Raw genomic sequence first — 23,993 nt, 5'->3', positions numbered from 1 at the left:
CTTTGCTACAATTCGTTTCTATATGTTCTTAAGCATTTAGATTTTTCTAACAATTTTATAAATTTTTAATAAATGTTCCATAAAGGCGACATCAACAAGGCGAGATTTGACTTGCATACCACTTTGTGTTAAAAAATCTAAATTTTTCGCCATTATATCAGAATTTTTTAGTCTTTGGTCAAGGATTTCATATAAAATTATCTTATCTTGCAAGAAAATGTAATCTTTTGCTTTGGTTTTCGTGAAAAGTTGGGAAATGAAATCTTGACTTTCTTGTTCGTTTAAGCCCTCTAAAACTGCACGACTTTCGCGACTTAAATAACCCACATCTACGCCTTGAAAGTTTGCTAATTGAGATTTTGCTTTTTCTTCTAATAATTTTGCTTTTTCAAAATTAATAAAATCTTCTGTGGCATCTAATTTGGCTGCTTCATAGGTTTTTGGTTTGCTTGGAATAATTTTTATTACCTTTGCGGTGAGGTAGCCCTTTTTTGTTTTGATAGGTTTAATGGTGCTTTGTTCTTTGGCTTGACTAAGCAAATCTAAAAATTCTATCCCATAGGTTTCATCGCCTTCGTAGAGAATACTTGTTTTTGCTTTGGAGTTTTCTCCTTTGCGTAAAGTAATATATTCTTTTAAGGATTCCTTTTCTGCCTGTGCGTCTTTGTATTTTTCCAAAACTTGCTCTTTTGCTTCTTGGAAAGTCAAAAGTTGTCCATTAGCATTTAAGAATTGATTTTTAAAATCTTCATAATATTTTTTGAGATTCTCTTCGTTTGCTTCTATGCTGTCAGGAGAAATTAAAATGCTCGCAATTTCATAGCCACGTTCTGTTTGATAAATGTCTTGATTCTCTTCCCAATATTTTTTAATAGCTTCTTGAGTTGGAGTGAAAGTGATATCAGATTGTTTGAGAATATGGATTTTAATGTGGTCTTCTGTAAAATAGACAGCACCCATCATTTCAGTTTCAAGTGGAGTTAATGGAATCTCTAAAATAGCATTTAGTTTTTCAAGCAATAGACTTTCGCCTAATTCTTCTTCAAAATCTTTTGGACGCAGTTGATTGTCTGCTAAAAGACGTTTATAAATTTCATTGTCAAATTGACCATTATTTTGGAAAGTATCCATCGTAGTTAGGGCATTAATCACTTCTTCTTTGCTGACACGCAATCCTAAATCATAAGCATAATTAAGCCTTAGAGCACGTGAAATAAGATTGTTTAAAGCTTGTTCTTCAATCCCTATTTTTTTAGCTTGCTCGTTGTCTAATGCGCCATTAAAGAGCTGATTATAGAGATTATAGAGTTTTGCATACTCGCGTTGTAATTTTTCAATGCTAATTTTTCTATCTCCAACTACTGCAACTGCATTGCTTGTGCTTGAAAAACTATAACTTCCCCAGCCTACAAATCCTGCGCCAACAAAAGCAATAGTGCTAATCCAAATGGTAATGATTAAATATTTTTTGTGTTTTTGCATCCAGCCAATCATAAAAACTCCAAATTCTCTAAAATCTCTTTTGTTTTTTAAAAAACTCAATTAAAGCTTGAGATTCTATTCTAAAAACATTTAAAAAGCGGTAAAAGACAAATCTTTATTCTTAAAATTATTCTTTAAAAAGCGAAGAAAGAATATCAAGATTATTTTTAGGTGCTTCTTGTGGATTGTTTTCAGTTGTTTGTTTTGCGCTTTGATTGAGGTTATCAATTTCTTTTAGTTCAATTTCAAAGCCCGTGAGCATAGAGGCTAGGCGGATATTGATTCCACTTTTACCAATGGCTTTGGGCTTCTGTTCGCTTGTGATATTAACGATAGCCTTATTCTCGTCTAGTGCTACACTAATGACAAGCGCAGGAGAAAGCGCACGCGCAATGTAAATTTCAGGTTGCGCAGAATACTCTATGCAATCAATGCTTTCGTTTTTAAGTTCTTTTGAGACAGCATTAATGCGCACACCCTTAATGCCAACCGTCGCACCAACAGGGTCAATTTTTGTAGAAATGGTTTTTAGGGCAACCTTCGCGCGTTCTCCCGGAATCCTTGCACAATTGACGATTTCTACTTCCCCATCTTTGATTTCTGGTACTTCTAATCTCAAAAGTTCTTCTAGCATTTTGGGTGTTGTGCGACTTAATTCAATAGTGATTCCGTTTTGGCGGTCAATTCCAACGTGTTTTAGCACAGCACCAATCACTTGTCCTACGCTAAATTCTTCACCTTTGATACGATTTTTCTTGGGCAAAATAGCGCGGATTTCGTCAATTTCTACATAAGTATTTCCCAAATCGTCAATCCGCACGACATTTCCGCTAATGATTTTTCCAATTTGTGATTTATATTTGTCAAAAAGCTGTGTTTCAATTAAACGTTGGATTTTGTATTCAAGTTCTTTAAAGAGGGAATTTACAGCACTTCTGCTCATATCTTCTAGGCTTAATTCATAGCGCAATTCATCTCCCACTTTAATTTCATTGTCGTGTTTTTTGGCTTCGCTTAACGAGATAAAATTATTTTTATCTTCTACATCGGAGCTATCGTTTTCACATACGCTAATGACTTGGTAAAGATGAAGTGTTTTATTTTTTTTATCAATTTCTGCTTCATAATAAATATTGGAATCTAAAGTTTCTTTGGCGACTTTAATAACCGCTTCTTTAACTGCCTCTGAAACACTTTCTATTGGAAGCCCTTTTTCATAGGCGATTCCTTCAATAATATCTAGTATTTTTTCCAAAATTTGTCCTTAAATCCTTAAAATTTGTTTTGTTAATCCCAAAAATAATTAGCTTATTTTAGTTTAAATTTTCTTTATAAGGGCTTTATATTTATAAAGATTCTTGATAAGTTTGGAAGTAATATAAAAATAAATCCTTGTTGAAATTAGTTTTTAAGTAAAAAATATATATAATCAAATATTTTTCTACAAAAAGTAAGGGTGAAAAATGGATATTAAATTAGCACGCGAACATATTAATGAAAAGCCAACAAAAGTTACAATTAAAAAATTAGAGGAAATGTTGGAGGAAAAAAAATCTGATATTTTCTATTGTGATAAAGAAAATTCCCATAAAGAAATGCAATCTTTGTTGGAATATTTTGAAAAAAAGGGCAAGCGAGCCTATTTTCGTGAAGTACGTTATGGACTAGATGAGGGTGATTATATGTATGAAATGCACATTTTATAAGTGATTCCTTTGGGTAAAAAACTTTATATCCAAACTCTTGGTTGCGCAATGAATGAACGCGATAGCGCGCATATTATCGCGGAATTACAAGAAAAGGAGCATTATTTTTTAACACAGAATCCAAAAGAAGCAGATTTAATTTTAATCAATACCTGTTCTGTGCGTGAAAAACCAGAAAAAAAGTTGTTTTCAGAGATTGGACAATATGCCAAACTCAAAAAACAAGACGCAAAAATTGGCATTTGTGGTTGCACGGCAAGCCATTTGGGAGATACGATTCTTAAACGTTCTAAGGCGGTTGATTTTGTGCTTGGTGCGCGCAATGTTTCTAAAATCTCACAGATTATTCATCAAAAACGCGTTGCGTGGGTAGATATTGATTATGATGATAGCACTTATGTTTTTAGTCAAAATTTTAATTCTGCTTTAAAAGGTATGATTAATATTTCTATTGGTTGTGATAAAAAATGCACTTATTGCATTGTCCCGCACACAAGAGGAAATGAGATTTCAATCCCTGTCGCGCTGATTTTAGATGAAGCAAAACGTATGGTAGGCAATGGCGTAAAAGAGATTTTACTTCTTGGGCAGAATGTTAATAACTATGGGAAACGTTTTACAAATGAACATCGCGCAATTAATTTCACGCAACTTTTAAATGAAATTTCTCAAATTGATGGGTTGGAACGTATTCGTTTCACCTCGCCGCACCCTTTACATATGGACGATGATTTTATTTCCGAATTTGCGCGGAATCCCAAAATCTGCAAGTCCATTCATATGCCTTTGCAGAGTGGTTCTAATGCGATTTTACAAAAAATGAAACGTGGATATACTAAGGAATGGTTTTTGAATCGTATTGAAAAAATGCGCGCACTCATTCCCAGTCTAAGTGTTGGGACAGATATTATTGTAGGATTCCCAACAGAAAGCGAAGAAGACTTTTTGGATACCTTAGATGTGCTAGAAAAAGTGCGTTTTGATACTCTTTATAGTTTTATTTACTCCTCGCGCCCCCATACGCAAGCTCAAAAATGGTTAGAGGAAGATAAGAGTGTAGAATTGGTTGATGAGGAAGTTGCGAAAGAGCGTTTAATGCTTCTAAAAGAGCGTCATAAGAAAATCTTAACAGAAGATAATTTTAAACAAATAGGAAAAATTCATTCTATTTTGTTTGAAAGTTTTGATGAGAAAAACTCATTGCTTGAAGGGCGGAGTGATACGAATAAACTCGTGCGCGTGAAGGCAGAGCGCAATTTGATAGGGGAGATTTGCAGGGTAAAAATTAGTCAAGTTAAAGGCGCGCAACTTTTAGGAGAGTTAATCTAAATTTAAAGATTATTGCAAGAATTTCAATGAAGATTTTAGGCTATCCAACGCATTTTAAGAACTTAAAACAAAAGCTAAAAAGCAAGAATCGTGAAATTTCTGTTAAATTGCTACCACCCATCTTGGCTTTCATTATTAAAATTCTATCCTATTTGGTTCGTTTTGAATTTCAGATTTCTCCAAAAACTTTGGAGAAAATTGCACACGATGAAATATTTATCATTGCATTTTGGCACGGCGAGCTCTTGTTGCAGCCTTTAGTGAGTAATAAGTTTTTGAATCGCCAACAAAAAGTATCTGTGCTGATTAGTCAGCATTTTGATGGGGATTTGATTGCTCAAACGATACAATACTTTAACATTGGTTCTCTGCGCGGTTCAAGTTCTAAAGGGGGAATGCGTGCGCTTTTGGGAGCAGTAAAGAAAATTGAAAATCAAGAATATATTGCTATTACACCTGATGGTCCGCGTGGTCCTTACCATAGTGTTGCAGATGGAATCGTGCTTTTATCGCAAAAATCCAAAGTTCCTATTGTGATTTCAAGGATTCTTTATCAAAACGCTTGGAGGTTTAATAGCTGGGATAGATTCCAAGTGCCAAAGCCCTTTAGTAAAGTTATTTGTGTGATTAAAGAGCCATTGGAAGTGGAATCTTTGAATCTAGAAAGAGCAAAGAATCTTATCCAATGTAAAATGGAAGAAGATGAGCTAAATGAAGTGTTAAGGAAGATTTAACAATGAAATGGATAGTATCAAGCGTTGGATTATTGTTTTTAATCGCAGGATATTTTTATTTTTCTACTTCTTATAATTTGAGCCGCGAAGCAAAGAGAGAATTTAATAAAGGAAACTTTGAATCTTCCTATCAACTCGCCACGCAAGCCTTAGACATAGACCCTTATAATCGTTCTGCTCTAAGTATTTTTAGCCAATCAAAGCAACGTTTAAATCTTCAGAAGTTTTTGCAAAAAACAAAGCATAATTATGAACAAGCGTTAGGGATTCTAAAGCAAGGCAATTTGAGCCCTCAAGAGTTTTTGCAGTTGCGTTGGATTGTGGAGGAGTTTGAAAGAGACTATCGCGCGGTTTTAATTTTGAATAATCCAAATAAAGCCGAAGAAATACAGCTTCAGCAATATAAGGATTGGTTTGTGCAGTTGCAAAATCGCTTAAAAGAGGCACAACAATCTTTGCAAAAGACACAAAATCAAGCAAAATAGGGAAATAATATCGCTGTATTTTTATAAATTTTTATTGAAAACTTTATAAATTTTAGATAAAATCTAATCTTTACTTAAAATTAAATATTTTTTAAGGTATCCGATGAAAATTTTTTATTCCCTTTTATTGATTGCGACTTTAGGATTTGCTCAATTTGACATAATGGGTTATGACACGCACAGCGAGGAGGTTTTAAAAACTTTTGATGTAGAACCAGAGTTTTTAAACAATGAATATTTTGTTGATGTGAAAAATTCTTTTTTAAGCGATGCACGACAAGATTATTTGTTACAAAAATTCAAAAGTGGTTACGAGTTTATCCCGACTTTAAAAGAAATGTTTTTAAAAGAAGGAATCCCACAAGAATTTTTGTATCTTGCGATGATTGAATCAGGATTTTCTTTGACTGCTAAGTCTAGCAAACGCGCGATAGGAATGTGGCAATTTATGCCCAAAACTGCAAAATCTTTGGGATTGGAAATTAATGCTCAAATTGACGAACGCAAAGACCCAATCAAATCCACAAAAGCCGCGATTGCTTATCTAAAGCAATTAAAAGAAAGCTTTGGTAAATGGTATCTTGCAGCGATTGCTTATAATTGCGGTGATGGACGCTTAAGACGCGCAATCAACGAAGCAGGTAGCGATTCATTGGGTGTGCTTTTAGACCCTGAAATCAAATATATTCCATTAGAAAGTCGTATGTATATTCGCAAGATTCTTTCTGTTTCTTTGATGTTTCGTAATGTAGATACCTTGAAGACGAACAATTACGATTATTTTCTAAATCGTGGGGCAAATTCTTTGCTTGCCTCCATTGAAGTGCCACCCGCTACTCCATTGAGCAAGATTGCCGCACAAGTGGGATTGAGTTTGAAAGAGTTAAAATACTATAATCCACAATTTAAACGTAATATTGCTCCAACCTATGCGAAATCTTACCCTGTGTATGTGCCTTATCAGTTTTTGGTGCGCTATAAATCCGAAGTGCAAACTCAAGAAAAATTGCAAGTTAAATCTTATTTAGTGCATCGTGTAGGTAAGGGGGAAACGATTCATTCTATTGCCAAACGTTATGGTGTGCCAAGCAAACGTATTACGCAATACAATGCGATTCAAAATGCAAATTCCCTTTCTATCAATCAAGAAATTATTATTCCTCTTGAAAAGGATAAAGCGTGAAAGGTTTTTATGGGATTTTGTTGGGTATTGTTTGGGCAGCCTTTAGTCTAAATGGTTGCTCTTTTGGCAAGAGTGATGTTTATTATAATCCCTCTTCTGCAACGCAATCTACGCCAGATTATGGAGTGATGAATACAAGCCAACAAGCTCACAAAGCCACAATGAAACCCTATAAAGTCAATGGAAAATGGTATTATCCAACCCAAGTAGCATTGGGCGAAACTTATGAAGGAATCGCGAGTTGGTATGGTCCAAAATTTCACGGCAAAAAAACTTCTAATGGAGAAACTTATAGTATGTATGCGCATACAGCGGCACATAAAACTTTGCCTATGAATACGATTGTGCGTGTTACAAGTAAAGAAAATGGTAAATCTACGATTGTGCGGATTAATGATAGAGGTCCTTTTGTAACAGGTAGGATTATTGATTTGTCCAATAGCGCGGCAAGAGATATTGAAATGGTAGGTAAAGGCACGGCGCGCGTGCATTTGGAGGTTATTGGCTTTAATGGCGCGATTTCAGATTCTATGCCGCTCAATCAAGAAACTTTAGCAAGAAGCGAATACAAGGTCGCACATACGCAAGAAAGAATGCAGCTTTCGCATTTCCTTGTGCAAATTGGTGCTTTCAAAAACAAAAGTGGTGCGGTGAAATACCAAAGCACCCACGCAAATGCACACGGCTATCAAGCAGTGATTCGGGAATATGTTGCGCAAGGCTCTCCTATTTATCGTGTTTTATTGAGTGGATTTAAGAGTGAGGCAGAGGCAAGGGATTTTATCGCTTCACAAAAAATAGCAGGAGCATTTATTACCACAGAGTAGTTTGATGTAAAGAATCCAAAGTTGAAGTTATTTTAAAGAAAGGCAGATTATGAAAACTCTTACACGCAATACCAAAGAAACGCAAATCACCGCAACTTTAGAAGTTTATGGTGAGGGTAAGGCAGAGATTTCAACAAAGATTGGATTCTTTAATCATATGTTAGAATCGCTTTGTAAGCACACAAATTGGAATCTTAAATTGCAATGTGTGGGTGATGTGGAAGTAGATTTTCACCATAGCGTGGAGGATTGTGGAATCGTGCTTGGGACTTTGTTGAAAGACTCGCTTTTCCCAATTCAAAAAGTGGAACGTTTCGGGAATGCTTCTATCGTAATGGACGAAGCTTGTGTGGAGTGCGACTTAGACCTTAGCAATCGCCCTTTTTTGTTTTTTAATTTGGAGACTAGAGGCAAAGTTGGCGATTTTGATTGTGAGCTAGTAGAGGAGTTTTTTCGTGCTGTGGTTATAAATGCTGGAATTTCTGCACATATTGTTCAAAAACGTGGCAAAAATCAACACCATTTAATTGAAGCTGCCTTTAAGGCTTTTGCTGTTGCTTTGCGTAGAGCAAGTGCGAGGAATGAGGCACTTGGAATCCCAAGCACAAAGGGGATTCTATGATTAGACTCATTGTATTAGATGTTGATGGCACTTTGAGTGATGGGAGTTTGATTTATAGCAATGAGGGCGTAGAGATGAAGGCGTTTAATGTAAAAGACGGCTTAGGAATTGCGGCGTGGATTAAGCTTGGAGGAGAAGTTGCAATTATCACAGGGCGCGAATCTAAGTTGGTTGAAAACCGAGCACGAGAACTTAAAATCACCTATCTCAAACAAGGTGTAAGCGACAAGGCAAAAGCTTTAGAGGAGATTCTAAAAGAAGCGAATCTTTCGCTTAAAGAAGTTGCAATCATTGGAGATGATTTGAATGATTTGAGAATGCTAAAGCTTGTCAAATATTCCTTTGCACCCTCCGATGCAGTAAAAGAAGTGAAGCGAAATGTCCATAAAGTGCTTAAACACAAGGGTGGTAAGGGTGCTGTGCGTGAGATGATTGATGATTTGATTCAAAAAGAAAAATTACAAGTTAAACTTTATGAAATCTTTGCATAATCAACTTAAAAGTGGTCGCTTAGTTCCGATATTTTTTCTTTCTCTTTGTGTGTTGAGTCTTGTAATGGTCGTGGTTTTGAATGGTAAGAAAACGCAGGACTTAAAAGAGAAAGAGGAAGTTGCAAGATTTGAGGTTTTTAATTTTGAATATTATCGGATAGGCACACAAGGAGTGAGCGTGGTTGCGCTTGGAAAGAAAGCGCGTGAGAATGTGAAAGGAATGAATGAATTGGAACATTTTAGTGTAACGAATTTCATTTTTCCAAGTCAAGAATCTCTTCGCAAAGAAAAGGTGTCGGGGCAAGAAAATTTACAATCTAGCTTTGCACTTTATAATAATCAAGAGATTTTTTTTCCTCAAGGCGTGAATTATCAGCGTAATGAAACAAAGTTTTGGAGTCAAATCGCGCAATATAATCCCGATACAAAAGAGCTAAAAGGAGAGGGGGAATTTATTGTTTTGGACGAAAACTATAAGATTCGCGGGCAGAACATTGCGTATAGAGAAAATAAAATCTATGCGAAAAACATTTATGGAATCTTAAAGGCAAAAGAATGAAAAAATTGTTTAAAGTTTTGCTTTTATTGTTGATTCCTTTTGTTTGGGCAGAGGAGATTGAAGTAAGCGCAAAGGAGCTCATTGGAGATGAGCGACGCAAATTAACCCAACTGAAAGGCAATGTAGAAGTGAAGCGCGCCAAGGATAATTTGAAAGCAGATGAGGCTTTTATTTATCTTGATTCTAATAATCGCCCAAACAAAATGCAAGCTATTGGAAATGTGCGCTTTTGGCTTACTTTACAAGATGGACGCAGGATTGAGGGAAGGGCAAACGAAGCACTTTATTTGCCCTCCAATCAAGAATATCAGATTTTAGGTAATGCGGTGGTAAAAGAGATAACTAAAAACAATGTCGTAAGAGGCGATAAAATCATTATTCGTTACAAAGAGGGTTTTATTAATGTTTTGGGCAACGAAGAGAAGCCTGCGCGCTTGATTTTTAAACTTGAAAAAGAGCCAAAATGAATCGTTTTATCCTAAAATCCGCTCAATTTCAAACTTCCGCGCAAACCTTTGCACAATGTCCTCCACCGATGATTTCTGAAGTAGCATTTTTGGGGCGTAGCAATGTGGGTAAAAGCACATTGATTAATTTGATTTGTAATCAAAAAAATCTTGCCAAAAGCTCTTCTACGCCCGGAAAAACGCAACTCATCAATTTCTTTTTAACAGAATGGAAAGAAAAAATTACTCAAGAGGGCTTGGAATCGGATACTTTAAAGGTTATGTTTGTGGATTTGCCCGGTTTTGGTTATGCCAAAGTGGCAAAAAGTCAGAAAGAATTGTGGAATCGCAATTTGGTAGAATTTTTGCGCAAACGCGACAACATTCGGTTGTTTGTGCATTTGGTGGATAGTCGTCATCCTCATTTGGAGATTGATTTGAATCTTGTCGCTTTTATTTCGCAGTTTCTTAGGGCTGACCAACATTTGGTGCAGATTTTTACAAAATTTGATAAACTAAAAGCAAACGAGCAAAGTAAGCTTAAATCTGCATTTCCCAAAGCTCGGTTTTCTAGCTCCCTAAAAAGGCAAAGTCAAAATGAAATCATAGATTTTATTCTTGAAAATGCACTAGGGAGAAAGGTTTTGGAGGAAGTATGATTATTGCACGACCTGTTTTAAAAGATATTTCTATGATGCGTGAAATTGTGCGTCCAGAAGTGGAACGTGGTGTAATTTTGGAAAGAAGCACGGAAATTATGGCAAATATGATTCGTTCTTATCGTGTAGCTTGGGAGGAAGAATCTGTGCTAAAAAGTGTCCAAAAAACTCCCAAAGCTAAATTAAAGTTAGAATCTGCAAGCTTAAATACGCTAAAAAATCCCATTATGTTGGGATTCTGTGCCTTGCATATCCATTCTTTGGAGTTGGCAGAAGTGCGCAGTTTGATTGTTGCACCTTTTGCGCAAAGGTTGGGCGTAGGAAGTGAGTTGATTTTGGATTGTGAAGTGGAGGGCAAGACACTTGGGATAAAGGAAATTTTAGTTTTGACTTATAAGCGGGCTTTATTTGAGAAATTGGGATTCCAAGAAGTGAGTAAAGAAAATATACCAAATCAAAAAATATGGGCGGATTGTATTTTATGCAAACATTTTCCACTATGCGAAGAAATAGCACTGATAAAAAAAATCTAAAAATCTTTTTTTTGATTTTTATCCTTGTAATTTATCTTTCTTTAACAGATATTTTTTATTTTTTGCCTCCGCTTTTTGGCGTGATGTATGTGATAACCCAAGAAAAATACGAGGAGCATTCCTTTGGAATTTTTTATTTTTTAGTGCCATTCTTTTTGTATTTTGAGGCAAGTAAAGGATTGCCCTTTTTTAGCGTGATTCTATTTATTGCAATGTCTTTTGAAATTTTATTGCCTAAATTTCGTAAATTTTTTGGGTATAGCAAGGTTTTTATACCTCTATTTATCACTTATGCGTATCTTGGTTATTTCGCATTTTTAAAGATTTTTGGATATTTTTTAGACATAGATATGCCGCAAATTTCGTGGTTAGTTGGCTTGTATATTGCATGTGAAATCGTGCTAATATGGTTTATAATGTGGATTTTATGATGAATACGCGAATAACGATATTTTTTGTAATGTTTGTGCTTTTTTGGGTGGTGTTATTAGTAAGAATTTTTGATTTAAGTATTTTAAACCAAAAATTTTTTCAAGAACAAGCCGAAAATAATATTTTGCGTGAGGAATACATTGCGCCTGTGCGTGGGCAGATTTTAGACCGATATGGAGAACCACTTGCTACAAATAATGTGGGTTTTATGCTCTCCTTGCCTCCTCGTCTTTCTCTGCGCTCTAATTTGCCTTTGTTGGAAAAAGAAATAGAAAAGCTTTTGGTATTTTTTCCACAATATTCTAAAGAAGAATTGATTAAAAATTATCGCCACAAGGATTCCCCTTATAATCACGATTATATTCCTGTGATTGAGTTTGCAGAGCATTCTTTCATTGTGCAGCATTATGCACAGCTTGTCCAAAGTGAAATCTTACGCATTATTCCTTTGGCACGCAGATACTATCCCAATCTCACTTCCGCTTCGCATGTGATTGGATATGTGAGTAAAGCAAACCAAAAGGATATTGAGGGGCAACCTATTGCTAAATATACAGGAAATATTGGTAAAGAGGGATTGGAGCGACAATATGATGCTTATTTACAAGGAGAGATTGGAAAGCGAATTGTTAAGGTAACGGCGCTTAATCAAGAAATGGAAATGGTTTCTTATAAAGAAGCGATTGAAAATCACGATTTAATTACGACATTAGATATTAGGATTCAACGCGCAATGGACGAGATTTTTGAGGATAAAAATGGTGCAGCAATCGTGATGAATGCGCAAAATGGCGAAATTTTGGCTGCGGGAAGTTATCCAGAATATAACTTAAACCATTTTGTCGGCGGAATCTCTTATGAGAATTGGAATCTCTTGCGCGATAGCCCTTACAAACCTTTAATTAATAAGTTTATTAATGGCTTATATCCACCCGGCTCTGTGATTAAAATGGGAATGGGGTTGGCTCTTTTAGAATATGCAGGGATTAGTGAAACAACAGAGATTAAAACCCCAGCTTTTATAGAGCTTGGAGGAAGGAAGTTTCGTGATTGGAAAAAAGAGGGGCACGGAAGCGCGGATTTGTATAAAGCCTTGAAACGAAGCGTAGATGTGTATTTTTACATTCTTTCTTTGCGCGCAGATTTTGAAAATATTGCCAAAGTGCTCCAAACAATGGGATTAGGAAAAAAAACGGGAGTGGATTTGCCCAATGAATTTACCGGAATCGTGCCAAGTCCAAGCCTTAAAAAAGCACGCTTTAAACAAGATTGGTATTCAGGGGATAATGTTGTAAGTTCTATCGGGCAAGGGTTATTTTTGACTACTCCTTTACAAATTGCAAATTATACTGCTCTCATTGCGAGTGGCAAGCTACCGATTCCTCATTTTGCCAAAAAGAAAATGGAAGAAGAGGTGGTTTATTACCCTAGAGATGTCTTAAGTGATTTTCAAAAGAGCAAGTTAAATGTGTTAAGAGAGGGAATGCGTCAAGTTTGTTCCGAAGCAGGTGGCACAGCAAATTTAGCTACAAGGGAATCCAAAGCCTATCTTGCTTGCAAAACAGGCACGGCGCAAGTGGTGGGTATCTCGCAAGCAGATAAGGATAGAATCAAAGAAAAAGATATGGATTATTTTCATCGCTCGCAAGCTTGGATTACCGGTTTTTTGCCAGCGGATAATCCAAGTTATGTTATTACCGTGATGGTAGAGCACGGAGGAAGCGGTAGTGGGTCGGGCGGTCCGGTCTTGGCAAAACTCTCCAATGTGTTGGTGGATTTGGGTTATGTGCAACCTCGCAAAGGCGTAAAAGCTCCCAAAGTTGTGAATCTGGCGGATTCTAACTTTGAAGCAGAGGCGGAGTAGGGAATGGAAAGTTTAAGTCAAGAACCCCAAGCAGAGTTTATAGAATCCCTGCCTAAACTATTAGAAAACAAAAAGATTATTTTGGGCATAAGCGGTAGTGTTGCGATTTATAAGTCCTTAGAAATAATAAGAATCTTGCAAAAACTTGGTGCAAGTGTGCGTGTCGTGATGAGCGAAAGTGCGCAAGAGTTTATTAATCCTTTGCTTTTTGAGGCGATTTCACATTATCGGGTTTTGACGCAAAAGACGCAAAGTTGGGGGCAGAATCCCTGCAATCACATTGAGCTTGCAAGTTGGGGCGATGTGTTTTTGGTTGCGCCAAGCACCGCAAACACCTTGAATAAAATTACAAATGGAATCGCGGATAATATCCTGCTAGAGAGCTTTTTGGCTTTTGATAAAATAAAGCTCCTTGCGCCTGCGGCAAATACTAAAATGCTAGAAAACCCCGCTACTTTAGAATCGCTAAAGATTCTACAAGCGCGCGAGATGCAGATTGTTTTTCCGCGATGCAAGGAGCTTGCGTGCGGAATCGTAGGTAATGGCGCGTTAGCAGAGCCTTTAGAAATCGTGTTTCACCTTTTACGCGCATTGTTTAGGGATTCCTTTTGGGAAAATCGCGCTGTGTGCGTAAGTGGCGGCGGGAGCAAGGAAGCAATAGACGATGTGCGCTATCTCTCAAACTTTTCTAGTGGCAAAATGGGAGCGTCTTTGGCATTAGCTGCTTATTTTTTGGGCGCAAATGTTTGCTTTGTGAGCTCCAAAATGCCCTATCCTCTGCCTTTGGATATAGAGATTTGCAAGGTAGAATCTAGCGAGGACTTTTACAATGCGATTCTTTCTTGGCAAAATAATCTCTTGAATCCACAGCAACCCTTTTTGTTTATGAGCGCAGCAATCAGCGACTATCTTCCACAAAAAACACAAGGCAAACTCAAAAAACAAGAAATTGGCGCAGTGTGGAATCTAAAATTACAAGAAAACAAAGATATTTTAGCTACTTTACCTAAAAAGCAAAAAACAATCGGATTCAAGCTTGAATCGCAAATGAAACAGGAAGCAAGTTTGCAAAATGCACACAATGCGTTAAAGAAAAAGCAGCTAGACGCGATTTGCCTAAACTGCATTACAGAAGCAAATAATCCGCTAGATTCTAAGCAAAATCAGGTGTTTTGGATACAAGACGCGTTAGAGGTAGATTTGGGATTCTGCGATAAGCTAAGTTTAGCTTTTAAGATTCTACAACAGGCGAAAAGTTTATGATAAAGCAACTAAGTCAGCTTGCACAAGTCCAAAATACATTGCAAAATTCTGCAAGCAAGCCCACGCAGTTTAATGCCTCATTGCCGATGAAGTTAGAAGTAATGGAAAAAATGCAAGGAATCCGCTATATGCTGAAAGTTGGCAATATTGCAATGGAGACAAAAAGCCTAAAAGAGCTAGAGATTGGAGGGAAATATTGGGCGCAAATGGCGCGTGGAAGTGCGGGAGGGATTACGCTTTCTAATCTCATCAAGCAGCCGGATTTGCTTAAAGAACAAAATGTCCCGCTAAGGCTTAGTAGCGAGACAATGCGAGAGTTTTTACAAGGAGAGAATCCCTTTGATGTGATGAAAGGATTTTTGAGTGAGCGTTTGGCAAATGCAGAGTCTAGGTGGGAATTTGCATTTTTAAGCCATATGCTAATGTCGTTGAAGCAAAAGGTTCTCACACTTCCTTTGCATTATGATGATGAAAACAAAGAAGGCTTAATGCAAATGCGCAAAAAGAAAGTAGGCTCGCAGGAATGTTTAGAGTTTTATTCTGTGTTTGCGAATCTCGGAGCAACTTGGGGGTTGCTTTGGGATTTCAAAGAGGGTGTGCGGTTGGATATTAGCGTGATGTATGAGGGTGTAGCGCGTTTGTTGCGTGAGAATCTAGGTGAATTGGAATTTATTTATGAAGCAAACATTAATGTAGATAGCGGAATCGTGCCTTTGTATGACTTTAGCGATTCTTTACTAGATTTAGAGGGTTAAATGCACCTAGCACTGATTATGGACGGCAATGGCAGGTGGGCGAAACAGCACCTAAAACCTCGCATTTTTGGACATAAGGAGGGCGCAAAAAAGATTCGTGAAATCACAGAATTTTGCGCTAAAAGTGGAATCAAATATTTGAGCCTTTATGCCTTTTCTACGGAAAATTGGAAGCGTCCCAAAGCGGAAGTAGAATATCTTATGAAGCTTTTGGGGGAATATTTGGTAAAGGAGCGACAAACTTATTTGGAATCCAATATCGTTTTTAAAAGTATTGGAGATATTAGTAAGTTGAGTTTAGAGCTACAACAAGAAATCAAATCTTTAGAGGCACAAACACAAGCAGAGTGTAATGGACTAACACAGATTTTGGCATTAAATTATGGTGCGAAAGATGAGTTAAGGCGCGCCTTTATAACTTTAAGCCAAAAATGTGAGATTACTGAAGAGAGCATTGCGCAAACCCTAGATACAAGCGGGATTCCTGATGTAGATATGCTTGTGCGCACAGGAGGAGAAATGCGCCTTTCTAATTTTCTTTTATGGCAGAGCGCGTATGCGGAATTGTTTTTTACACAGACTTTGTGGCCTAGCTTTAGCACGCAAGAGTTAGAATCTATGATTGCAGAGTTTTATCAAAGAAACCGCCGCTTTGGTGGGCTATAATTTACTTGTCTCTCGTCCTTGCGAGGTGAAGCCGAAGCAATCCATAATCTAGTATAAATTAAACTTTACAGTAGAATCTTAAAGGTGGAATTTTGCATTTAGATTGCCACGAAAAGCTAAAACTTTTCTCGCAATAACAAGGTAGTAGATTTTTAAAGCAATCCAAAAAATTATAGATTACCACGACTTGTAAGCAAGCCTGCTTCGTAGAGAAAGATAGAACCCTCATAAGAAATATTTTTCAACGTGTCTTTTTTGGCGTAGCTTAGATATAAAATCTCCTTTGCCCGCGTAACCGCGACATAAAATAGCCTACGCTCTTCCTCCAAGCTTCCCCCTTGATTCATTAGCTTTTTATTTGGAAATCTCCCTTCCATTAAATCCACAATATAGACTTCTGCGAACTCCAAACCCTTGCTTGCGTGAATACTTAGCAGGTTGATTCCCTCTCCCTCACTCATTTCACTAGAGCCCAAAACCATTGCATTAAGGAATCGTCCAAGCTCATTGTAATGGCTTGCCAAATCCTTTAATAACGAGATTTTACGACTGATGCGCTCCAGCGATTCTACGCGTCTTTCTTCGCTAATGCCTCCCTCTTTTGTGATAGAACGTTCTTTTGCAAGTTTTTGTGCGACAATCTGAAAAATCGGCAAGGAACTGATTTTTGAAATCAATTCATAGGGCTTGTCGTTTGCACTAAAGGAATCAAAAAAGCAGTAAAGCGCATTAAGAAATTCTACACCTTCTTTGGTGAGTTTGGGGTGCGTGAGGATTGGATTGTCCTTGAAACCTGCTTGCAGATTCATTGCAGAAAAGCGCGCGGAGCTGCTAAACTCTATCCAGTCATCAAAAAGCCCTAATTGTGTATTCTGTGCCTTTTTCTTAAAGGGTTCTTTAATGGCTTTGTCAGGGTGGAGCAAGCCTTGTATGGGGCGGTTGTGTCCCAAAACCAAAAGGGCTTCGTAAATATCCTTTGCTAGAGCATTTCCGATTCCTTTTGCTTGAGCTAAAACGTGGATAAAAGACATCATATCCTTGGCGTTAAAGAGCAGGGAACAGAGATTGAGCATATAAACAATTTCTTTGGAATCAAAAAAGCTCACACTTCCCTTGCGCTTGGAAGGGATTCCAATTTCACGCAGGCAGGCTTCGATTCCGTCTGCACTAGAATTGTTGCGAAAAATCACCGCAATTTCACTAAAGGGGCGGTTAGAAAGTTTGATTTTGTTCGCGATTCCGCTATATTGCGCGAATAATTCCTTATAAACCAATAAAGTAGGCGTCCCAAAGTTTTGCATTTTGACAACTTCTAGTTTTTTAGGATAAATGCGAGGATTTTTTTCAATCACGCGATTAGCAAGGTTTAAAATCGGTTCGGTGGAGCGATAGTTTTTGGTGAGACTAAAGATTCTGCCGTCTTTATATCTCTCCTTGAAGCTTCCTATAATACTAATGTCCGCGCCATTAAAAGCATAAATACTTTGGTCATAATCCCCTACGCAAAAGATGGATGGGGGATTGAGGGCTTGGAGAATAGAATCTTGCAAGGGATTTGTGTCTTGATATTCATCAACAAGAACTTCTTTGTAAGGGGATTGAGACTTTTGTATCGCATTTTTGTAGTTGAGCAATAAGTCATTATAATCCACATAATGGTATTCGTTTTTGAGTGCTTTAAATTCTTCCCAAACATCTAAATAAATTTCTGCATATTGGAGCTGCTCGGAGTTTTTGCGCTCCAACCAAGACTTAAAATCCTCATTAATGGTTGCATTAAAATAAAGAGAAAATAAATCATACAGATAATTTGCTCCATAGGGAGAAACACAGGAAGCATTTAAAAAAACGCGTTTGTCATAGAGGCTTTTAAATAGAACTTTCAGCTCTTTTGGTTGTTTTAAGATAACGGATTCTTTTGACTTTAAATACCGATAAGCCACCGCGTGAAAAGTGCCAGCTTCAATTTGCTGGATAATCTTGCCATCAAACTTCATCGCAAGGCGCGCTAACATTTCTTGAGCGGCTTTATTGGTAAAAGTGAGCAATAAAATTTCGCTTGGAGTGATTCCGTTTTGCAATAAATGAGAGATTCTACCAACTATCGTGGAAGTTTTGCCTGTGCCCGCAGAGGCAATGATAAGATTATGCCCGCAAGGAGCTTGTGAAGCTTCCTTTTGCTGGGCATTGAGGGTTGAGAGGGGCAACCCGACTATTCTTTAATGTAGTTTTTGATAGATTCTGCTACGCCAAAATTTGGATATTCTTTGGCATTTAAAACGACTTGCGCTAAAGTCTTGTTGTCGTCATTTAAAATAATAGGTGCTAAGAAGTTGATACGAATCTCGGATTCTTTTTCGCGCACAAAGACACAAAATACTTTTACCTTTGAGTTTTTATGAATATCAAGCAAGGTTTGAATTGCGACAGGCACTTCAAAGGAATACTCACGCACTTTGTAAGGATTAATCAGCAACAACTCTACATCTTGCCCTTGTAAGGATAAAAATCCTAATGCCCCGTCATCTACTTCTGCAAATTCTACTTCGCTAACATTATCAAACCCTAAAATCGGGGATTTTATATGAAATTTTTCACCTTTCATTACGAACTCCTTTTTTGATATGATTTCGCATTTTACCATAATTTTTAGCTCTAAATCCAGTTTTAAGCATTTTTAAAATGAAAAATAAAGAAATTTAAATTTTTATTGGTAAAATTCTAAATTCAAATCAAAAGCTAGCAAAAACTATTCCAATTTTTATTTTGCTAGGCACAAAAGGGCTTTTATGCAAAACGATTTAGAGAAAAATCCACAAGAAGAGCAAAACTCCAAAGCGCAAAATACCTACCAACCCAAAGAAGTAGAATCTGCTTATTATCAATTTTGCGAGGAAGCGGGTTATTTTGAAATCAATGGAAATCAAGGAATCCAAAAGTCAGGCAAGAGATTCTGCATTATGCTTCCGCCTCCTAATGTTACAGGCAGTTTGCATATTGGACACGCACTCAATCATACCTTGATAGATATTATCGTGCGTTATAAACGAATGGACGGCTTTAAGACGCTTTGGCAGCCCGGACTTGACCACGCAGGAATCGCAACACAAAATGTTGTAGAAAAGCAACTTCTCGCACAAGGAATCAAGAAAGAGGAGTTAGGGCGCGAGAAATTTGTCCAAAAAGTGTGGGAATGGAAAGAAAAAAGCGGTGGAATGATTCTAAATCAAATGCGCAAACTTGGCAGCTCTCCTGCGTGGAGTAGGACGCGATTTACTATGGATACGGGATTGCAAAATGCAGTGAAAGAGGCTTTTGTCAAGCTTTATGATGAGGGATTGATTATTCAAGGCAAATATATGGTGAATTGGTGCACCCACGATGGTGCGCTTTCTGATGTGGAAGTAGAATACAAAGAAAACAAGGGCAAACTTTACTATTTGCGCTATTTTCTAAAAGATTCTAAAGATTATGTTGTAGTGGCTACCACGCGTCCAGAAACTTATTTTGGCGATAGTGCGGTAATGGTAAATCCTAGCGATTCTAGGTTTTCTCATCTTGTAGGCAAAAAAGTGATTTTGCCGCTTTTGAATCGTGAGATTCCAATTGTTGCCGATTCGCACGTGGATATGGAGTTTGGGACAGGTGCTGTCAAGGTAACGCCCGCACACGATACAAACGATTATGAAGTGGGCAAGCGGCATAATTTAGAGCAGATTGTGGTGTTTGATAAGTATGGAATCCTCAATGAAAATGCAGGAGAGTTTGCAGGATTGGAGCGGCTAGAAGCACGCGAGCAGATTATAAAGAAGCTAGAATCACTAGGTTTTGTAGAAAAGATTGAGGATTACCAAAACAAGACAGGGCATTGTTATCGTTGTGGAAACATCGTAGAACCTTACATTTCTAAGCAGTGGTTTTTGAAAAAAGAGGCGGCGCAAAAAGCGATTACTAAAATCAACGCAAACGAGAGCAATTTTTTCCCTGCACAATGGAAAAATAATTATAATGCGTGGATGCGGGAGCTTAGGGATTGGTGTATTTCACGCCAACTTTGGTGGGGACATCGGATTCCGGTGTTTTATTGTGATTCTTGTGGAGGGCAGTTTGCAAGTGTGGAATCTCCAAAGGTTTGCAAACATTGTGGAAGTGAGGCAGTAAGGCAGGATTGCGATGTGCTAGATACTTGGTTTAGTTCTGCGCTTTGGCCCTTTTCAACGCTTGGTTTTGGCAATGGCAAATGGGGAGAGGGCGAGGTATGGCAAGCAAACGATTTAGAGGAATTTTATCCTAATTCTTTGCTGATTACAGGCTTTGATATTTTGTTTTTTTGGGTTGCTAGAATGCTTATGATGGGGGAACATTTCCTCTCCAAGCTCCCTTATCCTGATATTTACCTGCACGCACTTGTCCGAGATGAGTTTGGCAATAAAATGAGCAAGTCTAAGGGAAATATTGTAGATCCTTTAGAAAAGATTGAAGAATATAGTGCCGATGTGTTGCGCTTCACTCTTGCGATTCTTTGTGCGCAAGGACGCGATGTCAAGCTCGTGCCAAATCAGTTAGAAATTAGCAAAAATTTCACAAACAAGCTTTATAATGCGTGCAACTTTTTGCTCTTGAATGAAAAGAAATTCCCCAATCTTAGCGAGTTAAAAGAAATTAAAACTCCTCTTGGTAAGTATTTGGCACAGCTTTTAAGCCAAAATATCTCCGAAGTGCGCGGACATTTGGAATCCTATCGCTTTAACGATGGCGCAAGCACGCTCTATCGCTTTTTGTGGGGAGAGTTTTGCGATTGGGGGATTGAGCTTAGCAAGGCAGATAAGGATTCTATTGTAGAACTTGGTGCGATTTTCAAAGAAGCAATGAAGCTTTTACACCCTTATATGCCTTTTATTAGCGATTATTTGTGGCATAAGCTAGATGGTAGCACATTGGAGCAAAGCGGCTCTATAATGGTGCAAGAATATCCAAATTTTACCTATCAAGACGCAGAAAATTTCGCTACTTTTGAATTGATTTTGGATTCTATTGTTTCTATTCGGCGGGCAAAAGCTACGATTGATTTAGCAAATCAAAAAATAGCAAAAGCTTATGTAAATGCTAAGATTCCAGAATCTATGCGTGAGCTTTTTATAAGATATGTTTGCAAGTTAGCAAAAGTAGAATCCCTAGAGATTGTGGAGGCTAAGATTCCAAATTGTATAGTAGATATTGCAGAAAAGTTAGAAACTTATTTGCCCACAGCAGAAATTGATTTAGCCCCTATCATTGCAAGACTAAGCAAGCAAGCGCAAAAAACGCAAAAAGAGATTGATAAGCTAGAGGGAATGCTTAAAAACGAAAAATTCTTAGCCAATGCGCCTAAAAATGTGTTAGAAACAAATCAACAAGCTTTAGAGGAGCAAAGGCAAAAGCTAGCTAAAATCACAAAGGAGCTAGAAGCATTGGGTTTGCAAGGGTAAGGCGGTAAGTGCCCTTTACAAGCCGATTTATCTTCGTAGCAATCCAAATCTTGCAAGAAGAAAATCAAACAATAGAATCGTAAAAGATGGTTTTTGTTTGGATTTGCAAGCTTAGGCAAACTCTTTGTAGTGTGCTATGAAGTAATTTTTTGCAAGGAAGAAGCAATGAAGCACTCTTTGCAACAAAACACAATAGAATCCTTATTTAGGATTCTATTGATTTCACACAGGAAAAACGCGAATACTAGAATCTAGGTTTTCTTGCAAAACCGATTCAATCGCAAACAATGTGCCTGTCGCACCGCTCGCACACCCGCTGCAAGCACCTAAATATCTAATATACACATCGGTATAGCCATCACTTGCATTTTTTAAATCAATAATTTCCATATTACCTCCGTCCATCATCAGCATTGGGCGGATTTTTTCATCAATTACGGATTCAATGGCTTTGATTTTTTGCACAATCGTCATATTGGCAAATTCTGAATTGTCTTTGGAATCCAAATCGGTTTTGCTTTGGAGTTCATTTTCCATTTCCGCGCGCACTTCACGCAAAATATCTACCAAATAGTGTTCCCTCTCCTCGTGTCCTCCGGGTTTAATGCAGCTTTTGCAAAACGCACCCGCTTTAGTGTATTCCGTGATTTCCTCAATCGTTTTAAGATTGTTTAGTCTAATCACTTCTTTGAGCGTGCCCAAGCTTACCCGTGCGCATTCGCAGACGATAATTTCATCTTCAAAGTCCTCTGGATTCTTACCTAGATGAAGTGCTGCTGCCTTTTTAATCACATCATAAGCCATTACAGAGCAGTGCATTTTTTGTCCGGGCACTGCGGGAGTATCAGGATCATCACGCAAAGCGTGTTCCACATCAAGGTTTGTAATTTTTACAGCTTCTTGCACCTTTTTGCCCAAGCAAAGCTCCACCATCATATCACTGCTTGCAATCGCAGTTCCACAGCCAAAGCTTTTGAATTTTGCATCAACAATCGTGTCCTTATCGTCTATAAGCCAATAAAGCCTAACCGCGTCGCCGCAGGCTTCTGCGCCATAATCTGCTACGATAAGCTTCAAGCCTCTTTTGTCTGCTTCCTCTTGTGTGATAACTCCCAAATGGGTTGGGTTGTCCATTCTCTCGCTTACTTTTTTGCTATATGCGTCCCATAACGCGCCACCTAATAATTCATTTTTTGCCATTCTTTTTCCTTTGATTCTTAATTTGTTTCTCTAATAACTGCTTGAAATAGAGCGCAAACGCGCAATAGATTTTTTAAAAACTTCAATGGCATAGTCAATTTCTTCTTTTGTGTTAAAGCGACTAAGTGAGATTCTAATTGCGGTATGTGCCAATTCTTTATCCGCGCCAATCGCGCTCATTACAGGATTTGCTTCCAAGTCCTCACTCGCACACGCACTTCCTGTGGAGCAAGCAATGCCATATTTGTTTAAATCCCACAACATTGCCTCTCCCTCTACCCCACGAATGCTTACTAGAATCGTGTTTGGCACACGCAAAGCCCGCTCACCCACGACAAAGACATCGGGAATCTCTAGTAAAGCATCTTCTAATCTATTGCGTAAATGACGCACATTGTTGCGTTCAAAATCCAAATGAAGTGTAGCTTGTCGCATTGCTTCCCCTAATGCCACGATATAAGGAACATTGAGTGTTCCGCTGCGTCTGCCACCCATATGTTCTCCTCCGTGAAACAAAGGAGTAAGCTTAACGCCTTTCCGAATATAAAGCCCCCCGATTCCTTTAGGAGCGTGGAATTTATGCCCGCTAAAGCTTAGAAAATCCACATTTGCTTTTTGCACATCAACAGGGATTTTGCCGATAGCTTGCACGGCGTCTGTGTGAAAAAGCACGCCTTTCTTTTTACAAATTGCTCCAATTTCTTCAATAGGGAAAATAATCCCCGTTTCGTTGTTTGCCCACATTACGCTAACCAATGCGGTTTTGTCTGTAATGGCAGCTTCAACCGCATTTGGGTTTAGAGTGCCATTTTCTCCAATGGGTAGATAAGTTACTTCCACGCCTAGCGTTTCCAAGAACCGACAGGTAGATAGAATCGCAGGGTGTTCTACTTGTGTCGTGATGATATGATTCTTTTCGCCAAAGCGCAAAGTATCAAAATACACGCCTTTTAAAACCCAATTGTTGCTTTCTGTCGCACAAGAAGTGATGATGATGTCGTCCTCATCGTGCGCGTTAATCCCTTCATAGAGATGATTAAATGCCTCACGAATCGCTGTATGTGTTTCTGTGCCAAAACTATGTAACGAGTTTGGATTGCCATATTTTTGACAAAAATAAGATTCCATTAACTCTTTGGCTTGTGGGTCTAGCATAGTTGTTGCATTATTATCTAAATAAACTTTTTTAGATTCCATAATAAAACTCCCTAGAGATGATATTTTTTAGTTTTTATTTTTAATTTTGCTTGCTTGAAATTTTTGCAAAACAACTTTTGGCTTTTACCCTA

The 23,993-nt window shown here is 37.8% G+C and carries 24 protein-coding genes; 18 read left to right on the top strand and 6 right to left on the bottom strand.

All coding sequences use genetic code 11. The annotated features are described in order from the left end of the window. Positions 1 to 36: 36 nt before the first annotated feature. Both K2N75_RS03970 and nusA read right to left on the bottom strand, forming a co-directional pair. Entirely contained in the window at positions 37 to 1,494 is a 1,458-nt protein-coding gene (locus K2N75_RS03970) for a peptidylprolyl isomerase (RefSeq protein ID WP_297679511.1), read from the bottom strand. A 115-nt stretch (positions 1,495 to 1,609) separates the two neighbouring features. After that, positions 1,610 to 2,737 (bottom strand): transcription termination factor NusA, encoded by a 1,128-nt coding sequence (nusA, locus tag K2N75_RS03965; protein ID WP_297679510.1) that lies wholly within the window; start codon positions 2,735 to 2,737, stop codon positions 1,610 to 1,612. A gap of 208 nt (positions 2,738 to 2,945) precedes the next feature. Between nusA and K2N75_RS03960 the strand changes: the two genes are divergently transcribed. The 17 genes from K2N75_RS03960 (at position 2,946) to K2N75_RS03880 (ending at position 16,036) form a co-directional block, all read left to right on the top strand. After that, positions 2,946 to 3,188, top strand: a complete 243-nt coding sequence (locus K2N75_RS03960; RefSeq protein ID WP_115551032.1) for an HP0268 family nuclease — start codon at positions 2,946 to 2,948, stop codon at positions 3,186 to 3,188. Positions 3,189 to 3,197: 9 nt separating this feature from the next. Next, positions 3,198 to 4,517: a tRNA (N6-isopentenyl adenosine(37)-C2)-methylthiotransferase MiaB gene (gene miaB / locus K2N75_RS03955; RefSeq protein WP_297679509.1), complete on the top strand. Its 1,320-nt coding sequence runs from the start codon at positions 3,198 to 3,200 to the stop codon at positions 4,515 to 4,517. 26 nt (positions 4,518 to 4,543) lie between these two features. Continuing rightward, a complete protein-coding gene (locus K2N75_RS03950) occupies positions 4,544 to 5,251 on the top strand; it encodes a lysophospholipid acyltransferase family protein (RefSeq protein ID WP_297679508.1) in 708 nt (235 codons plus the stop codon). Positions 5,252 to 5,253: 2 nt separating this feature from the next. Beyond that, positions 5,254 to 5,736, top strand: a complete 483-nt coding sequence (locus K2N75_RS03945; RefSeq protein ID WP_297679507.1) for a hypothetical protein — start codon at positions 5,254 to 5,256, stop codon at positions 5,734 to 5,736. Positions 5,737 to 5,839: 103 nt separating this feature from the next. Then, entirely contained in the window at positions 5,840 to 6,919 is a 1,080-nt protein-coding gene (locus K2N75_RS03940; RefSeq protein WP_297679506.1) for a lytic transglycosylase domain-containing protein, read from the top strand. A 128-nt stretch (positions 6,920 to 7,047) separates the two neighbouring features. Then, positions 7,048 to 7,746, top strand: a complete 699-nt coding sequence (locus K2N75_RS03935) for a septal ring lytic transglycosylase RlpA family protein (protein ID WP_297679533.1) — start codon at positions 7,048 to 7,050, stop codon at positions 7,744 to 7,746. 49 nt (positions 7,747 to 7,795) lie between these two features. Then, positions 7,796 to 8,368: an imidazoleglycerol-phosphate dehydratase HisB gene (hisB, locus tag K2N75_RS03930; protein ID WP_297679505.1), complete on the top strand. Its 573-nt coding sequence runs from the start codon at positions 7,796 to 7,798 to the stop codon at positions 8,366 to 8,368. Continuing rightward, a complete protein-coding gene (locus K2N75_RS03925; RefSeq protein WP_297679504.1) occupies positions 8,365 to 8,859 on the top strand; it encodes an HAD-IIIA family hydrolase in 495 nt (164 codons plus the stop codon). The genes hisB and K2N75_RS03925 overlap by 4 nt, the downstream gene beginning before the upstream one ends. Then, positions 8,843 to 9,418, top strand: a complete 576-nt coding sequence (locus K2N75_RS03920) for a hypothetical protein (protein WP_297679503.1) — start codon at positions 8,843 to 8,845, stop codon at positions 9,416 to 9,418. The genes K2N75_RS03925 and K2N75_RS03920 overlap by 17 nt, the downstream gene beginning before the upstream one ends. Further along, entirely contained in the window at positions 9,415 to 9,885 is a 471-nt protein-coding gene (gene lptA, locus K2N75_RS03915; RefSeq protein WP_297679502.1) for a lipopolysaccharide transport periplasmic protein LptA, read from the top strand. Before K2N75_RS03920 ends, lptA begins: the two co-directional genes overlap by 4 nt. Further along, the gene (gene yihA / locus K2N75_RS03910; RefSeq protein WP_297679501.1) at positions 9,882 to 10,523 is read left to right on the top strand and encodes a ribosome biogenesis GTP-binding protein YihA/YsxC; all 642 of its coding nucleotides are present in this window, start codon (positions 9,882 to 9,884) and stop codon (positions 10,521 to 10,523) included. Before lptA ends, yihA begins: the two co-directional genes overlap by 4 nt. Beyond that, positions 10,520 to 11,056, top strand: coding sequence for a GNAT family N-acetyltransferase (locus K2N75_RS03905; protein WP_297679500.1), 537 nt, complete (start codon positions 10,520 to 10,522; stop codon positions 11,054 to 11,056). The genes yihA and K2N75_RS03905 overlap by 4 nt, the downstream gene beginning before the upstream one ends. Further along, positions 11,023 to 11,487, top strand: coding sequence for a hypothetical protein (locus K2N75_RS03900; RefSeq protein ID WP_297679499.1), 465 nt, complete (start codon positions 11,023 to 11,025; stop codon positions 11,485 to 11,487). Before K2N75_RS03905 ends, K2N75_RS03900 begins: the two co-directional genes overlap by 34 nt. Further along, positions 11,487 to 13,352, top strand: a complete 1,866-nt coding sequence (mrdA, locus tag K2N75_RS03895) for a penicillin-binding protein 2 (RefSeq protein WP_297679532.1) — start codon at positions 11,487 to 11,489, stop codon at positions 13,350 to 13,352. The genes K2N75_RS03900 and mrdA overlap by 1 nt, the downstream gene beginning before the upstream one ends. A 3-nt stretch (positions 13,353 to 13,355) precedes the next feature. After that, a complete protein-coding gene (coaBC, locus tag K2N75_RS03890; RefSeq protein WP_297679498.1) occupies positions 13,356 to 14,615 on the top strand; it encodes a bifunctional phosphopantothenoylcysteine decarboxylase/phosphopantothenate--cysteine ligase CoaBC in 1,260 nt (419 codons plus the stop codon). Then, positions 14,612 to 15,370 carry a hypothetical protein gene (locus K2N75_RS03885; protein WP_297679497.1) on the top strand — a complete coding sequence of 253 codons (759 nt, stop codon included), beginning with the start codon at positions 14,612 to 14,614 and terminating at the stop codon, positions 15,368 to 15,370. The genes coaBC and K2N75_RS03885 overlap by 4 nt, the downstream gene beginning before the upstream one ends. Continuing rightward, entirely contained in the window at positions 15,371 to 16,036 is a 666-nt protein-coding gene (locus K2N75_RS03880) for a di-trans,poly-cis-decaprenylcistransferase (protein WP_297679496.1), read from the top strand. It begins immediately after the preceding gene. Between the two features lie 170 nt (positions 16,037 to 16,206). Here the strand turns inward: K2N75_RS03880 and K2N75_RS03875 are convergent, their stop codons facing one another. Then, positions 16,207 to 18,243 carry an ATP-dependent helicase gene (locus K2N75_RS03875; protein ID WP_297679495.1) on the bottom strand — a complete coding sequence of 679 codons (2,037 nt, stop codon included), beginning with the start codon at positions 18,241 to 18,243 and terminating at the stop codon, positions 16,207 to 16,209. 5 nt (positions 18,244 to 18,248) lie between these two features. After that, positions 18,249 to 18,641: a flagellar assembly protein FliW gene (fliW, locus tag K2N75_RS03870; RefSeq protein ID WP_297679494.1), complete on the bottom strand. Its 393-nt coding sequence runs from the start codon at positions 18,639 to 18,641 to the stop codon at positions 18,249 to 18,251. 184 nt (positions 18,642 to 18,825) lie between these two features. Between fliW and K2N75_RS03865 the strand changes: the two genes are divergently transcribed. After that, a complete protein-coding gene (locus K2N75_RS03865) occupies positions 18,826 to 21,504 on the top strand; it encodes a valine--tRNA ligase (protein ID WP_297679493.1) in 2,679 nt (892 codons plus the stop codon). A gap of 222 nt (positions 21,505 to 21,726) precedes the next feature. Here the strand turns inward: K2N75_RS03865 and K2N75_RS03860 are convergent, their stop codons facing one another. After that, positions 21,727 to 22,704 carry an iron-sulfur cluster assembly scaffold protein gene (locus K2N75_RS03860; protein WP_297679492.1) on the bottom strand — a complete coding sequence of 326 codons (978 nt, stop codon included), beginning with the start codon at positions 22,702 to 22,704 and terminating at the stop codon, positions 21,727 to 21,729. Positions 22,705 to 22,734: 30 nt separating this feature from the next. Further along, positions 22,735 to 23,901 carry a NifS family cysteine desulfurase gene (locus tag K2N75_RS03855; RefSeq protein WP_297679491.1) on the bottom strand — a complete coding sequence of 389 codons (1,167 nt, stop codon included), beginning with the start codon at positions 23,899 to 23,901 and terminating at the stop codon, positions 22,735 to 22,737. Between the last annotated feature and the right edge of the window lie 92 nt (positions 23,902 to 23,993).

The organism is Helicobacter sp. (genome assembly GCF_029067145.1).
In the GTDB taxonomy this organism is placed as follows: domain Bacteria; phylum Campylobacterota; class Campylobacteria; order Campylobacterales; family Helicobacteraceae; genus Helicobacter_D.
This window is presented reverse-complemented; position numbering and strand designations above follow the sequence as displayed.

Coding starts and splice junctions, on each gene's coding strand:
- K2N75_RS03970 (WP_297679511.1), bottom strand. CDS start 1,494: ATGATTGGCTGGATGCAAAAACACAAAAAATATTTAATCATTACCATT.
- K2N75_RS03960 (WP_115551032.1), top strand. CDS start 2,946: ATGGATATTAAATTAGCACGCGAACATATTAATGAAAAGCCAACAAAA.
- K2N75_RS03950 (WP_297679508.1), top strand. CDS start 4,544: ATGAAGATTTTAGGCTATCCAACGCATTTTAAGAACTTAAAACAAAAG.
- K2N75_RS03945 (WP_297679507.1), top strand. CDS start 5,254: ATGAAATGGATAGTATCAAGCGTTGGATTATTGTTTTTAATCGCAGGA.
- K2N75_RS03940 (WP_297679506.1), top strand. CDS start 5,840: ATGAAAATTTTTTATTCCCTTTTATTGATTGCGACTTTAGGATTTGCT.
- K2N75_RS03935 (WP_297679533.1), top strand. CDS start 7,048: ATGAATACAAGCCAACAAGCTCACAAAGCCACAATGAAACCCTATAAA.
- hisB (WP_297679505.1), top strand. CDS start 7,796: ATGAAAACTCTTACACGCAATACCAAAGAAACGCAAATCACCGCAACT.
- K2N75_RS03925 (WP_297679504.1), top strand. CDS start 8,365: ATGATTAGACTCATTGTATTAGATGTTGATGGCACTTTGAGTGATGGG.
- K2N75_RS03920 (WP_297679503.1), top strand. CDS start 8,843: ATGAAATCTTTGCATAATCAACTTAAAAGTGGTCGCTTAGTTCCGATA.
- lptA (WP_297679502.1), top strand. CDS start 9,415: ATGAAAAAATTGTTTAAAGTTTTGCTTTTATTGTTGATTCCTTTTGTT.
- yihA (WP_297679501.1), top strand. CDS start 9,882: ATGAATCGTTTTATCCTAAAATCCGCTCAATTTCAAACTTCCGCGCAA.
- K2N75_RS03905 (WP_297679500.1), top strand. CDS start 10,520: ATGATTATTGCACGACCTGTTTTAAAAGATATTTCTATGATGCGTGAA.
- K2N75_RS03900 (WP_297679499.1), top strand. CDS start 11,023: ATGCGAAGAAATAGCACTGATAAAAAAAATCTAAAAATCTTTTTTTTG.
- mrdA (WP_297679532.1), top strand. CDS start 11,487: ATGAATACGCGAATAACGATATTTTTTGTAATGTTTGTGCTTTTTTGG.
- coaBC (WP_297679498.1), top strand. CDS start 13,356: ATGGAAAGTTTAAGTCAAGAACCCCAAGCAGAGTTTATAGAATCCCTG.
- K2N75_RS03885 (WP_297679497.1), top strand. CDS start 14,612: ATGATAAAGCAACTAAGTCAGCTTGCACAAGTCCAAAATACATTGCAA.
- K2N75_RS03880 (WP_297679496.1), top strand. CDS start 15,371: ATGCACCTAGCACTGATTATGGACGGCAATGGCAGGTGGGCGAAACAG.
- fliW (WP_297679494.1), bottom strand. CDS start 18,641: ATGAAAGGTGAAAAATTTCATATAAAATCCCCGATTTTAGGGTTTGAT.
- K2N75_RS03865 (WP_297679493.1), top strand. CDS start 18,826: ATGCAAAACGATTTAGAGAAAAATCCACAAGAAGAGCAAAACTCCAAA.
- K2N75_RS03860 (WP_297679492.1), bottom strand. CDS start 22,704: ATGGCAAAAAATGAATTATTAGGTGGCGCGTTATGGGACGCATATAGC.
- K2N75_RS03855 (WP_297679491.1), bottom strand. CDS start 23,901: ATGGAATCTAAAAAAGTTTATTTAGATAATAATGCAACAACTATGCTA.